Origin of the sequence: Allomesorhizobium camelthorni, assembly GCF_011045125.1 — a bacterium.
GTDB lineage: Bacteria > Pseudomonadota > Alphaproteobacteria > Rhizobiales > Rhizobiaceae > Allomesorhizobium > Allomesorhizobium camelthorni.
On sequence record NZ_JAAKZF010000001.1, the window covers coordinates 255,398 to 267,178 of the forward strand.

Sequence of the window (11,781 nt, forward strand, 5' to 3'; positions counted from 1 at the left end):
AGCTAGTCGGACGATACGGCCCACGGATCGACAAGCGGAATGTCGAGGCCGTGGAAATCCTTCATGTTGCGTGTGGCCAAAGTAGCGCCATTGGCCAGCGCTATGCCGGCGATCTGGATATCTCCGATACCGACATTCTTGCCGCGGCGTTGCTGTTTCAGTGCAACATTCGAGGCGTGCTCGGCCGATGAAGCGTCGAAGGGCAACAATCGTCCCTTGAGGAGGTCGCCTAGCAAACGGTCAAAACCGTCCGTCAGCATTTCCTGTCGTTTCCCGAGGGGCATGAGAAGCAACCCTGTGCGGATCTCCATGAGCGAGACTGCTGTCGTCCACAGATCGGACGCTCGTTTAGCGTCCACCCAATCAACGATCGGCGCATTCGTCTCCGGTCGCATAAGGGCGGAGATAACGTTCGTATCAAGAACGATCATTCGTCGAAGTTGACCGGACGGAGAGGCTCATTCAGCTTGCGCTCGAACGGTTCCTCATTGTCCGGAACGTTGCGAAAGAGCGCCGCGATCTTTGAACCCAACCCGTACTCGTCCTTATCGCCTCTCAACAATTCCGCTCGTAAAATCGAGCGCGCTTCCTGCTCCATGCTGACGCCATGCCGCTTGGCGCGCTCCTGCAGTTTACGCTTCACGTCGTCGTCCAGCTTCCTGACCAACAGTTGACCCATGGAAACCTCCTATTGATAGCATGATAGCAGAATTCGGCAAGCGTTCAAGAATCTTCACCCCGCCATCTTCCGTCCGCTATGCTCCGCGAGCCATATGCCGCCGACCACCATGATCAGGGCCAGGCCGTGATAGGCGTAAAAATCCTCGCCGAGGAGCAGGATCGACAGCAGCGTGCCGAAGATCGGCACCAGGTTGATGAACAGGCCGGCGCGGTTGGCGCCGATCAATTCAACGCCGCGAATGTAGAATATTTGCGCCAGGATCGACGGGAACAGAACCGTATAGATGACGATCGCCCATCCTTGCGCATCCGGCACGATCGCGTTTGCGGTCCAGAATTCCGCCAGCGCGAAGGGAATGCAGGTGACGAAGGCGGTGCCGGTGAGCATGATCATCAAGCTCTGCCAGTGGATCATCGGCCTGAAGCGCAGCGCCACCGTGTAGGCGGCATAGACGAGTGCTGCGATCAGCATCAGCAGGTCGCCGAAATTGACGTCGAGATGCAGCAGCGCGACCGGATCGCCATGACTTGCGGCCACGGCCACACCGGCCAACGAAAGGACGAAGCCGACGATCTGCGCCCATGTCACCCGCATGCGGAACAGAAGGAAATTGCCCGCGAAGATCAGCATCGGAATGCCGGCCTGCTCGATCGAGGCGTTGATGGCGCTTGTGTAGATAAGCGCTGTATAGAGCGCCATGTTGAACGCGGTGAAGCCGAGCGCGCCGAGCGCCGTTAGATAGAGCAGACGCCGGCGCACCTTGCTCCAGTCGGCCCTGAGCCGCGGCCAGCCTATTGCGAGCAGGATCGCCATTGCGAGCCCCCAACGCAGCGTCGTGAGCAGCATCGGCGACACATGGCCCACGGCCAGCTTGCCGGCAACGGCATTGCCGCCCCAGAACAGGGTGGTGAGGCCGAGCAGCAGGTAAGCGTTTTTGGTCACGGGGGGGGTCCGAAGGATAAGGCCTGCCGACCTAGGCCGCGCCACACGTCAAGTAAAGGACGCCAGACGCGGAAAATCTTGTGCCTGCGAGCACTTGGCGCGCCAAAGAATGGTCGCGCTCAGCGTTTCGTGACGTTATAGAGGCCTGTCGTTTCGTTGCACTAGCAGCCGCTCTGGCGGCGTCTGAAGGGAATAATCATGGCCAATGTGGTGGTCGTCGGCTCGCAGTGGGGCGACGAAGGCAAGGGCAAGATCGTAGACTGGCTGTCGGAGCGCGCCGATGTGGTGGTGCGCTTTCAGGGCGGCCACAATGCCGGGCACACGCTGGTCGTCGACGGCAAGGTCTACAAGCTGTCGCTGCTCCCGTCGGGCATCGTGCGCCAGGGCAAGCTCTCCATCATCGGCAATGGCGTCGTCTTCGACCCGCACGCATTCGTGGCCGAATCGGCGAAGCTGAAGGCTCAAGGCGTCACCGTTACGCCCGAATGCCTGAAAATTGCCGAAAATACCGCGCTTATCCTGTCCTTGCACCGGGAGCTTGACGGGTTTCGCGAAGACGCGGCCTCGAATTCGGGCACGAAAATAGGGACAACCCGCAGAGGCATCGGGCCGGCCTACGAAGACAAGGTCGGCCGCCGCGCCGTGCGGGTTATGGATCTGGCGGATTTGGACACTCTTCCCCTCAAGGTCGATCGGCTCTTGACGCATCACAATGCGCTGCGGCGCGGGCTCGGTCATCCGGAGGTCTCGCATGAGGCGATCATGCAGGAACTGACTTCGGTCGCCGACGACATCCTGCCCTACATGGACCGGGTCTGGAAGATCCTCGACGACAAGCGCCGCGCCGGCGCGCGCATACTGTTCGAGGGAGCCCAGGGCACACTGCTCGACATCGACCACGGCACCTATCCGTTCGTCACCTCGTCCAATACCGTCGCCGGTCAGGCCTCGCCCGGGGCGGGCATCGGGCCCGACTCGATCGGCTATGTGCTCGGCATCACCAAGGCCTACACCACGCGGGTCGGCGAGGGGCCGTTTCCGACCGAGCAGGACAATGAGGTCGGCGAGTTCCTCGGCACCCGTGGTCATGAATTCGGCACCGTCACCGGCCGCAAGCGACGCTGCGGCTGGTTCGACGCGGTTCTGGTGCGGCAGGCGGTGGCGGTCAACGGCATCAACGGCATCGCGCTGACCAAGCTCGATGTGCTGGACGGCCTCGACGAGATCAAGGTCTGCACCGGCTACCGCCTCGACGGCGCGCTTATCGATTATCTGCCGGCGAGCCAGGGCGCCCAGGCGCGCGTCGAACCTGTCTATGAGACGCTGGAAGGCTGGAAAGGCACGACCAAAGGCGCACGTAGCTGGAACGACCTGCCGGCACAGGCGGTGAAGTATGTCCGGCACATCGAGGAACTGATCGGCGCGCCGGTGGCGCTGCTCTCCACAAGTCCGGAACGGGACGACACGATACTTGTGACCGACCCGTTTCAAGACTAGATTTTGGCCCTTTCCGGGGCTCGCGGCCGCCTTGAAGGCGCGATCCGGAAGAAGGAATTCACAGGTCGACAAGCATGGCAGATTTCGTAGCGGTTCTGAGAAAGACGCTGGACGGGTTGAACGACGCCACTCCGCAAATGCGCGAGAAGGTGTACGACAAGGCGCGCTCGACCATCGCCGCGAAACTCGCCGCGATGAACCCGCCGCCGCCGGAAGGCGTGATCGACCGCCAGAAGCGCGCGCTTGAGGATGCGATCGCCAGCATCGAGCGGGAATATGCCGCCCAACATGCGTCCAACGACCCGCTGGCCGAACTCGAGAATGTTTTCGCGTCGTTGAAGAATCCCGAGCCGCGGCCGCTCCGGCAGGAGCCGCCTCCTGCGCCAAGGGCTGCCCCTCCGCAGCCGGTACCCGCGCCCGCGCCGGTACCCATGCCTGGACCTGTTCCCGCACCGGAGTCAGTGTCCGAACCCGAGCCTCCGCATGCGGAAGAAGCTCCGCCATTGGCGGGCAGCCCGCAACTGGGTCCGGAGATGGAGCGCGACGACGCTTTCCACGAAGACGACAGCGATCGCGAACCGGAAGTCATCGCTCCGGACCGCCCCTATGAGCGCCGGCGCAGTTATGGCGGCCTCGTCGCGGCGGGCATAGCGCTCGCCGTCCTCGCTGGCGGCGGCTATGGCGTCTGGCTGAACAAGGACGCTTTCAGCGACATTCTGGGATTGGAGCGGTCCGGCCCGATGGCCGGAGCGCCGGTTGAGACCAGGCGGCTCGTCGAACCTGAAGCCGAGCCAGAAACGGAAATGGCCGCAGCGCCTCCGACTGAGGCGCCGCCCGCCGCCGCTCCCGCCGAAAGCAAGTTCACGCAGCGGCTGACCAGCGATGGCGGCGAAGTCGATCCCGGTCCGGCCGGCGGCGAGGCCGCTATCGGCGAAGGCACTTCCGTCGCTGCGGCGACGCAGCCGCCGAGCGCGCCTGCAACGCCCGAGCCGGCCGCGCCGGCTGACCAGAACGAGGCTACGGAGCCGGCGGCGCCTTCAACCCCGCCGCTGGGGGCCGCTGAAGGCGAAACGCCGGCCGAACCCGCTCCTTCGGCCTCTCAGCCGTCGGTAGCCGTCGGCCAGAGGGCGATCTTCTATGAGGAGCGCACCAATGTTGCCGAGGGCTCGGCCGAACCGGGCTCCATCGTCTGGTCGCTGGTGCAGGAATCGCCCGGCGGCGACCTGCCGCCCGAGCCGGCGATCCGCGCCGAGGCCACAATCCCCGGCAAGGACGTGCAATTGCGCATGACCATCCGCCGCAACGCCGACCAGACGCTGCCGGCAAGCCACATCATCGAGGTGATCTTCCTGACACCGGAAGGCTTCGAGGGCGGCGGCATCGACAATGTGCTGCGTGTTTCGATGAAGGGTTCCGAGCAGGAGGCGGGCAGCCCGCTGATCGGCATTCCGGCCAAGATCGCCGACGGCTTCTTCCTGGTGGCGCTCAACGACTCCAAGCCCGAGATCGACGCCAATCTTACGCTTTTGCGCCGCCAGAGCTGGATCGATGTGCCGGTCATATACAAATCCGGCCGCCGCGCGCTCTTCACCATGGAGAAGGGCATACCCGGCGCGAAAGTATTCGATGAGGCGATGAAGGCCTGGCAGGCCGCCAGCGCCGGCTGATCAAGCGCGCCGCTTGAGCGGTGCGTTTCAGAAACCCTGGAACAGCATGTCGAGCGCGCCGACGATCTGGTCGTGATACCTCGACAAGCTGTCTTCACGCCTCGTCAATTCCTGGACCGGCACCGCGGACAGAAGCTGCGTAGCCAGCACATATTTCTGGCCACCAATCTCAAAGATCGGATTGAGCCGCTTTACTGGAGGCGGCGTCGTTCCTGCGGGCAGCAGCGGAATGACGACACGAGTTTTCAGATGATCCAGAAGATCCGTCTGCACGTTGAGCAGATAGCCTTCGGCGCCGACGCTGGAAAACAAGTCGTAGCGGGCCATCAGAATTGACGGTACTTCGCCAGCGGCAGTCCGTTACGCTCGACATACTCGTTCCAGGCTTCGATCACCTCGCGGTTCTCGATCTTCCATAGCCGCGCCTTCTCCTCGGCCACTGCATCCGCAATGCTCTTTTCGGCGACGCGTGAGATATTGATGTCGAGGTTCTTTGCTTCCGCCACCAGCCGCGCGTCGAGCGAGAGATTGGTTGATTTTCGCTGCACGGAACGGGCTTCGCGTGTCATCACATGTCTCCCCGATTGATGCGCATAATCTATGCGCATCAATCGGCGATCGCAACGTCCCTCAGCCTTCCAGTTCCTCCCTCAGCATCTCCAACTCCAGCCACTCCTCCTCCATAGCGGCGAGCGTGGCGCGCTCCTTATCGAGCGCAGCGATGGTTTTCTGGAAGCCCTTCGAGTCGCGCTCGTAGAAGGCAGGATCGGCTATGTTGTTTTCCAGCGCCGAGATCGATGCCGACACGGCCGCCATTCTTTTCGGCAAATTCTCCAGCGCGAATTTCTGCTTGAACGACAGCTTTTTTGCCGGCCCCTTCGCCGGTGCGGCGTTGGCGCGGGATGCTTCCGCCGGAGCCTTGGCCACGGCGCGCCGGTCATCGAGCTTTGTGCCGCCCCGCTGCGCCAGCATGTCCGAATAGCCGCCCGCATATTCGATCCAGCGACCGTCGCCATCCGGTGCGATGATGCTGGTCACAGTGCGGTCGAGGAAATCGCGGTCATGGCTGACCAGGATGACCGTGCCCGCGAAGCCCGCGACGAGTTCCTGGAGAAGCTCCAGCGTCTCCATGTCGAGGTCGTTGGTAGGTTCGTCCAGAACCAGGAGGTTGGCCGGACGGGCCAGCACCCGCGCCAGGATCAGCCGCGCCCGCTCGCCGCCCGAAAGCTCGCGCACCGGCGTGCGCGCCTGCTCGGCCTTGAACAGAAAGTCCTTCATGTAGGAGACGACGTGGCGCTCCTCGCCATTGATAACCAGGGTCTCGCCGCGCCCGTCGGTGAGGAAGTGCGCCAGCGTCTCCTGCGGGTCGACCGCCTCGCGCTTCTGGTCGAGGGTGGCGGTTTCGAGATTCGTGCCGAGGCGTACGGTGCCGGCATCGGGCTTCAATTCGCCGGTCAGCATCTTCAGCAGTGTCGTCTTCCCCGCCCCGTTCGGCCCGACCAGGCCGATCCGGTCGCCGCGCTGAATGCGCGTCGAAAAACCCTTCACGACAGTCAGGTCGCCGAAGCTCTTCTCGATATTCTTCGCTTCGATGACCAGCTTCCCGGATTCGGCCGCGTCGCTGGCGGCCATCGTAGCGACGCCCTCCGCGCCGCGATGGCCGCGAAAGCGCTGCCGCATAGACTGGAGTTCGCCGAGCCGGCGCATGTTGCGCTTACGCCGGGCTGTCACGCCATAGCGTAGCCAATGCTCCTCACGAACGATCTGGCGGCCGAGCTTGTGCTGCTCGCGCTCCTCCTCTTCGAGGATCGTGTCGCGCCATTCCTCGAAATGCGCGAAACCCTTTTCCAGCCGGCGGCTCTGGCCGCGGTCGAGCCAGACGGTGGTCCGCGAGACGCGCTCCAAGAAGCGGCGGTCATGCGAAATCACGATCAGCGCCGACGACGAGCGGACCAGCTCCTCTTCCAGCCATTCGATGACCTGCAGGTCGAGATGGTTGGTCGGCTCGTCGAGCAGCAGAATGTCGGGTTCAGGCGCCATGACGCGGGCGAGCGCCGCACGCCGCGCCTCGCCGCCGGAAAGATCGTTCGGATTTTCCTCGCCGGTCAGGCCGAGATGCTCCATCAGATAGGTGGCGCGGTAGGGATCGTCGGCCGGCCCGAGTCCAGCCTCGACATAGGCGCGGACGCTGGCGAAGCCTTCCATGTCGGGCATCTGCGGCAGATAGCGGATCGTGGCCGACGGCTGGCGGAACACCTCGCCATCCTGCGGCTCGACCATGCCGGCGGCGATCTTGAGCAGCGTCGACTTGCCCGAGCCGTTGCGGCCGACCAGCGCGATGCGCTCGCCTGCAGAGGCCGAAAGCGACGCGCCGTCGAGCAGTGGCGTGCCGCCAAAAGTCAGCCTGACGCCGTCGAGATTGAGAAGCGGTGGCGCCATGTCGTTCAGTGTTCCGGAAACGGGTAGGGATGGGCGAGGAGGACGGCGCGGCCGCGTTCCAGCGAAATGCGCAAGCGCCCGCGCGTCTCATTGGAGATCGTCAGTGACGAGCCGAACGCCACTTCGACACGGTCGAGCGGCCATTTTGCGCCCTCGACAGACAGTCCGGCGAGTTCGGAGAAACCGAGAATGGAAAACAGCGTGCCGTCTTCGTAGTCGAACTCGGCCGCGCCCGGCAGCAGCGGAAATCCTTCCTGCGCGCCGCTGGTCAGCGACACATCCATGCCGGCTTCCGCAAGCCGGACCGCCAGCGCTAGGTGCAGGAATTCGTGATCAGCGCGCTGCCCGCCGAACGCGCCGCACAGCACCAGCGAGGTTGCGCCGAGGCCGAGAGCTTCGGCGATGGCCAGTTCGCCGTCGGTCTTGTCCTTCTCGTGCGGGAAGGTCTTGCGTGGAATGTCGGCGTAGTGCGCCGGCAGCACGGGCGGAACCGAATCGAAGTCGCCGACCCAGAGTTCCGGCGCAACGTCGAGCGCGGAAGCATGCCGGATCCCGGAATCGGCCGCTATCACCCGCGCGCCAGCGACCTGCGCGTCGAGACGCGGCGTGTGGACGAGGCCGCCGCCGAGGAGGATTGCAAATCTGCTCATGGCGGTGGCCCTTATCACGCGCCGCCCCCGAAACGGAAGGCGGCGATTGCGCGCCGCTCCGCAAACAAGCGCTTGCTCTGCCCGTCCGGCGGCCCTATGTCTGGAAATGCTCTAACGGGGTGCCGGATGCGACGTTTCGCATGCCGGCTGAGAGGCAGATCGCCAACCCGCTGAACCTGATCCGGTTTGCACCGGCGGAGGGATTAGATGCTTCGGACGCCCGGCGCTTCAATTCCCTTTCAACACGTATGAAGGAGGCGCCGATGCGCATTTTGTTATCCCTTGTCTCAGGACTCGCGATTTCCGCCGCTGCCGTTCCGGCCTTCGCGCAGGAAAAGCTCACCATCTACACCTATGAGAGCTTCACCGCCGAGTGGGGTCCGGGGCCGCAGGTCGAAAAGACCTTCGAGGCGGAATGCGCCTGCGACCTCGAATTCGTCGCGGTCGCAGACGGCGTGGCGCTGCTCAACCGCGTCAGGCTGGAAGGCGCTTCAACCAAAGCCGACATCGTGCTCGGCCTCGACACGAACCTGACCGCCGAAGCCGAGGCGACCGGCCTGTTTGCGCCGTCCGGCATCGAACTCGGCAACGTGAACGTGCCCGGCGGCTGGACCGACGACGTCTTCGTGCCGTTCGACTACGGCTATTTCGCCGTTGTCTACGATACGGAGAAGCTTGAGAACCCACCGAAGAGCCTGAAGGACCTCGTCGAGGGAGATCCGGAACAGAAGATCGTCCTCCAGGATCCGCGCACCTCAACGCCCGGCCTCGGCCTGCTGCTCTGGGTCAAGGCGGTCTATGGCGACGACGCGCCCGAGGCGTGGGCGAAACTTCGGAAGCGCGTGCTGACGGTCACGCCGGGCTGGAGCGAATCCTACGGCCTGTTCACCAAGGGCGAAGCACCGATGGTGCTGTCCTACACCACCTCGCCCGCCTACCACGTCATTGCGGAGAACACGCAAAAGTACAAGGCGGCAGCTTTCGAGGAGGGCCACTATCTCCAGGTCGAGGTGGCCGGCATCACCACCACCGGCGCGAAGAACCCGCTGGCGCAGAAGTTCATGGCGTTCATGACCGGGCCCGGGTTCCAGGATGTCATCCCCGAAACCAACTGGATGTTCCCCGCGGGCCGGACCGAGAAGCCGCTCAACCCGGCCTTCGCCGATCTGGTGCAGCCGGCAAAGACGCTTGCCTTCAGCCCCGAGGAGGTCGCCGAGAACCGCAAGGCCTGGGTCGACGAGTGGCTGGCGGTGATGAGCGAATAGCAGCTTAACTGAACCGTAATGACCTTACGTTGCCCCCCTCTGTCCTGCCGGACATCTCCCCCACAAGGGGGGAGATTGGTCTTCAGTCGCGACACCGCCAATCTTCGAGATAGCAGAATTGGCACCGGGCCTGATGAAGGCGTAATCTCCCCCCTTGTGGGGGAGATGTCCGGCAGGACAGAGGGGGGCAACGTAGAGCACTACGCTATTTCGTGCTGTGCCACACGATACCCCCAGAACGCCTAGAGCAGGATGGGCACCTCCCGTTCGACCAACCCCCGCATCGCCGCCGGCATCCTTGCACTGGCGGCGATCACAACCCTGATCGGCGGCGCGTTTGCTGGACTGGTTGTCGAGGGCGTGCAGGACACTTCCGGCGCGCTCGCCGCGTTCGATCCCTACCTGTTCCGCGTCGTGCGCTTCACGCTCTGGCAGGCATTGCTGTCGACCGCGCTGTCCGTCATTCCGGCGATCTTCGTCGCCCGCGCTTTATCGCGCCATCCAAACTTCCCGGGCCGCGCCCTGATCCTCCGCCTCTTTGCAGTGCCGCTGGCGCTGCCGGCCATCGTCGCCGCGCTCGGCGTGCTGGCGCTCTACGGCCGAGCCGGCTATTTCGCAGACCTCTTCGGTAGCATCTCTGGCCAGAGCTGGCCGGGCATTTACGGCCTGTCGGGCATCCTCGTCGCGCATGTCTTCTTCAACCTGCCGCTGGCGACGCGGTTTTTTCTCGAAGCGCTCGACATCGTGCCCGCCGACCAGTGGCGGCTCGCCAGCCAGCTCGGCATGGGCGCAAGATCCGCCTTTCGTCTGATCGAATGGCCGGCGATGCGCGCCAGCCTTCCGGGCATCGCAGGGCTGGTCTTCATGCTCTGCATCACCTCTTTCACCATCGTCCTGACGCTGGGCGGCGGGCCGCGCGCCACCACGCTCGAAGTGGCGATCTACCAGTCGCTGCGCTTCGACTTCGATCCCGCGCGCGCCGTCGCGCTTACAGTGCTGCAGATCGCGCTGACCATGGCGGTGGTTGCCGCGCTGATGCGGCTCGGCGCCAATCTTGCCGGAGACGCCAATCTGTCGGTCGCGCCGCGCCGCTTCGTCTCCGCGAGCAAGCAGGAGACAGCGTTCAATTCCGTGCTCCTCGCACTCGCGCTGCTGTTCGTCGCCGGCCCGATGCTGGCGACGGTCATTGCCGGGCTCGACGCCGAGCTTCTCCGTCTCGCCGGCGAAACCGCCGTGCGGCAGGCGACGGGAACCAGCATCGTGCTCGCCTCGCTTGCGGCGCTTCTGTCGGCGGCGCTGGCGCTGTCGCTGGTCATGGCGCGGCGGGCGCTGGCGCTCCGGCGCGGAAAGCAACACCAGACACTGCTGGAAAGCGTGGTCGACACGGGCGCAGGTTTCGTCCTCGTCGTGCCGCCGATCGTCATCGGCGCCGGATGGTTCGTGCTCTTGCGTCATTTCGGCGATGTCTTCGCCGTGGCGCCCGTCATGGTCGTGACCGTCAATGCCGTGATGGCGATGCCCTTCGCCATCCGCGCCATCCGTCCGGCCCACGATGCGGCGAGCGAACGCCATGAGCGCCTGTGCGCGCAACTCGGCATAAGCGGCTGGAACCGGCTCCGGCTGGTGGAATGGCCGGTGCTGCGGCGGCCGCTGATGACCGCGCTCGCCTTCGCCATGGCCCTGTCGCTCGGCGATCTCGGCGTGATAGCGCTGTTCGGCAGCGATGCTGTGCAAACCCTGCCCTACCTGCTTCTGGCGCGCATGGGCAGCTACCGCACCGACGACGCCGCCGGGCTTGCCCTGCTGCTCGGCCTGCTCTGCCTGGCGCTGATGATGCTCGCCGACCGGCTCGGAAAGGATTTTCTCCCGCGATGACCACAGGCGCTGCAATCCGGCTCGACCATGTCGCCTTCAGCTATGGCGAGGCGGCGATGAATTTCGACGCCGCGATCGAAGCGTCCGCCATCACTGCGGTGATGGGCCCCAGTGGTTCCGGGAAATCGACGCTGCTCAATCTGATTGCCGGCTTCGAGACGCCGCAGGCTGGCCGCATCCTGATCAGCGGAATGGATGTCACTCGTCTTGAACCCGCCGCACGGCCGGTGTCGATGGTATTCCAGGAAAACAATCTGTTTGCCCATTTGAGCGTCGAGCAGAATGTCGGGCTCGGCCGCTCGCCGGCGCTCAGGCTGGCGGCGGAGGATCGCGAAGCGGTTGCCGGCGCGCTCGACCGAACCGGGCTTGCCGGCAAGGAGAAGCGCCTGCCGCGCGAGCTTTCCGGCGGCGAGCGCCAGCGCGTGGCGCTAGCCCGCGTCCTGGTGCGCGACCGCCCCGTCCTGCTGCTGGACGAGCCGTTCGCGGCGCTCGGCCCGGCGCTGCGCGACGACATGCTCGATCTTGTCCAGGGCGTGCATGAAGAACGCAAAATGACCGTGGTTCTCGTCACCCACCGGCCGGAGGACGCGCGCCGCGTGGCGCAACGCATGATTTTCCTCGACAATGGAACCGTCGCTGCCAGCGGCGAGACGGAGTTTTTCTTCGAGCCGGATGGACCTGCGGCGTTCAGGCGTTATATCGGTACGGAACAGAAGGTGGCTCTCCCACCCGAAATCGCCCGGAAGACGACATAATTTGCAGGC

The 11,781-nt window shown here is 64.4% G+C and carries 12 protein-coding genes and 1 riboswitch; of the genes, 5 read left to right on the forward strand and 7 right to left on the reverse strand.

Annotated elements, in window-relative coordinates:
* Positions 1–2: 2 nt before the first annotated feature.
* From G6N73_RS01260 to G6N73_RS01270, 3 genes are read right to left on the reverse strand one after another with little or no spacing between them, the layout of a single operon-like run.
* Positions 3–431 (reverse strand): type II toxin-antitoxin system VapC family toxin, encoded by a 429-nt coding sequence (locus G6N73_RS01260; protein ID WP_165022111.1) that lies wholly within the window; start codon positions 429–431, stop codon positions 3–5.
* Positions 428–679, reverse strand: coding sequence for a FitA-like ribbon-helix-helix domain-containing protein (locus G6N73_RS01265; RefSeq protein WP_165022114.1), 252 nt, complete (start codon positions 677–679; stop codon positions 428–430). Before G6N73_RS01265 ends, G6N73_RS01260 begins: the two co-directional genes overlap by 4 nt.
* 54 nt (positions 680–733) lie before the next feature.
* Positions 734–1,624: an EamA family transporter gene (locus G6N73_RS01270; protein ID WP_165022117.1), complete on the reverse strand. Its 891-nt coding sequence runs from the start codon at positions 1,622–1,624 to the stop codon at positions 734–736.
* A gap of 198 nt (positions 1,625–1,822) precedes the next feature.
* Between G6N73_RS01270 and G6N73_RS01275 the strand changes: the two genes are divergently transcribed.
* Positions 1,823–3,121: an adenylosuccinate synthase gene (locus tag G6N73_RS01275; protein ID WP_165022120.1), complete on the forward strand. Its 1,299-nt coding sequence runs from the start codon at positions 1,823–1,825 to the stop codon at positions 3,119–3,121.
* A 74-nt stretch (positions 3,122–3,195) separates the two neighbouring features.
* Positions 3,196–4,788 (forward strand): hypothetical protein, encoded by a 1,593-nt coding sequence (locus G6N73_RS01280; protein ID WP_165022123.1) that lies wholly within the window; start codon positions 3,196–3,198, stop codon positions 4,786–4,788.
* Between the two features lie 27 nt (positions 4,789–4,815).
* Here G6N73_RS01280 and G6N73_RS01285 read toward each other — a convergent pair whose 3' ends face one another.
* The 4 genes from G6N73_RS01285 to G6N73_RS01300 all read right to left on the reverse strand — a co-directional run bounded on the left by G6N73_RS01285 (position 4,816) and on the right by G6N73_RS01300 (position 7,877).
* Positions 4,816–5,115, reverse strand: a complete 300-nt coding sequence (locus G6N73_RS01285; RefSeq protein WP_165022125.1) for a CcdB family protein — start codon at positions 5,113–5,115, stop codon at positions 4,816–4,818.
* Positions 5,115–5,357, reverse strand: coding sequence for a type II toxin-antitoxin system CcdA family antitoxin (locus tag G6N73_RS01290; RefSeq protein ID WP_165022128.1), 243 nt, complete (start codon positions 5,355–5,357; stop codon positions 5,115–5,117). Before G6N73_RS01290 ends, G6N73_RS01285 begins: the two co-directional genes overlap by 1 nt.
* Positions 5,358–5,418: 61 nt before the next feature.
* Positions 5,419–7,227, reverse strand: coding sequence for an ABC-F family ATP-binding cassette domain-containing protein (locus G6N73_RS01295; RefSeq protein WP_165022131.1), 1,809 nt, complete (start codon positions 7,225–7,227; stop codon positions 5,419–5,421).
* Positions 7,228–7,232: 5 nt separating this feature from the next.
* Positions 7,233–7,877 (reverse strand): thiamine diphosphokinase, encoded by a 645-nt coding sequence (locus tag G6N73_RS01300; RefSeq protein ID WP_165022135.1) that lies wholly within the window; start codon positions 7,875–7,877, stop codon positions 7,233–7,235.
* Positions 7,878–7,982: 105 nt separating this feature from the next.
* A riboswitch (TPP riboswitch) is annotated at positions 7,983–8,097 on the forward strand.
* 43 nt (positions 8,098–8,140) lie between these two features.
* Between G6N73_RS01300 and thiB the strand changes: the two genes are divergently transcribed.
* From thiB to thiQ, 3 genes are all read left to right on the forward strand, one after another.
* Positions 8,141–9,142, forward strand: coding sequence for a thiamine ABC transporter substrate binding subunit (thiB, locus tag G6N73_RS01305; RefSeq protein WP_165022138.1), 1,002 nt, complete (start codon positions 8,141–8,143; stop codon positions 9,140–9,142).
* A 252-nt stretch (positions 9,143–9,394) separates the two neighbouring features.
* Positions 9,395–11,017 (forward strand): thiamine/thiamine pyrophosphate ABC transporter permease, encoded by a 1,623-nt coding sequence (gene thiP / locus G6N73_RS01315; protein WP_165022141.1) that lies wholly within the window; start codon positions 9,395–9,397, stop codon positions 11,015–11,017.
* Positions 11,014–11,772, forward strand: a complete 759-nt coding sequence (gene thiQ, locus G6N73_RS01320) for a thiamine ABC transporter ATP-binding protein (RefSeq protein WP_165022144.1) — start codon at positions 11,014–11,016, stop codon at positions 11,770–11,772. Before thiP ends, thiQ begins: the two co-directional genes overlap by 4 nt.
* The last annotated feature ends 9 nt before the right edge of the window (positions 11,773–11,781 follow it).

Bases quoted from the DNA above. Each gene is read 5' to 3' on its own strand.
- G6N73_RS01300 (WP_165022135.1), bottom strand. From the start codon at position 7,877: ATGAGCAGATTTGCAATCCTCCTCGGCGGCGGCCTCGTCCACACGCCG.
- G6N73_RS01285 (WP_165022125.1), bottom strand. From the start codon at position 5,115: ATGGCCCGCTACGACTTGTTTTCCAGCGTCGGCGCCGAAGGCTATCTG.
- thiP (WP_165022141.1), top strand. From the start codon at position 9,395: ATGGGCACCTCCCGTTCGACCAACCCCCGCATCGCCGCCGGCATCCTT.
- G6N73_RS01265 (WP_165022114.1), bottom strand. From the start codon at position 679: ATGGGTCAACTGTTGGTCAGGAAGCTGGACGACGACGTGAAGCGTAAA.
- G6N73_RS01280 (WP_165022123.1), top strand. From the start codon at position 3,196: ATGGCAGATTTCGTAGCGGTTCTGAGAAAGACGCTGGACGGGTTGAAC.
- thiQ (WP_165022144.1), top strand. From the start codon at position 11,014: ATGACCACAGGCGCTGCAATCCGGCTCGACCATGTCGCCTTCAGCTAT.
- thiB (WP_165022138.1), top strand. From the start codon at position 8,141: ATGCGCATTTTGTTATCCCTTGTCTCAGGACTCGCGATTTCCGCCGCT.
- G6N73_RS01275 (WP_165022120.1), top strand. From the start codon at position 1,823: ATGGCCAATGTGGTGGTCGTCGGCTCGCAGTGGGGCGACGAAGGCAAG.
- G6N73_RS01260 (WP_165022111.1), bottom strand. From the start codon at position 431: ATGATCGTTCTTGATACGAACGTTATCTCCGCCCTTATGCGACCGGAG.
- G6N73_RS01295 (WP_165022131.1), bottom strand. From the start codon at position 7,227: ATGGCGCCACCGCTTCTCAATCTCGACGGCGTCAGGCTGACTTTTGGC.
- G6N73_RS01290 (WP_165022128.1), bottom strand. From the start codon at position 5,357: ATGACACGCGAAGCCCGTTCCGTGCAGCGAAAATCAACCAATCTCTCG.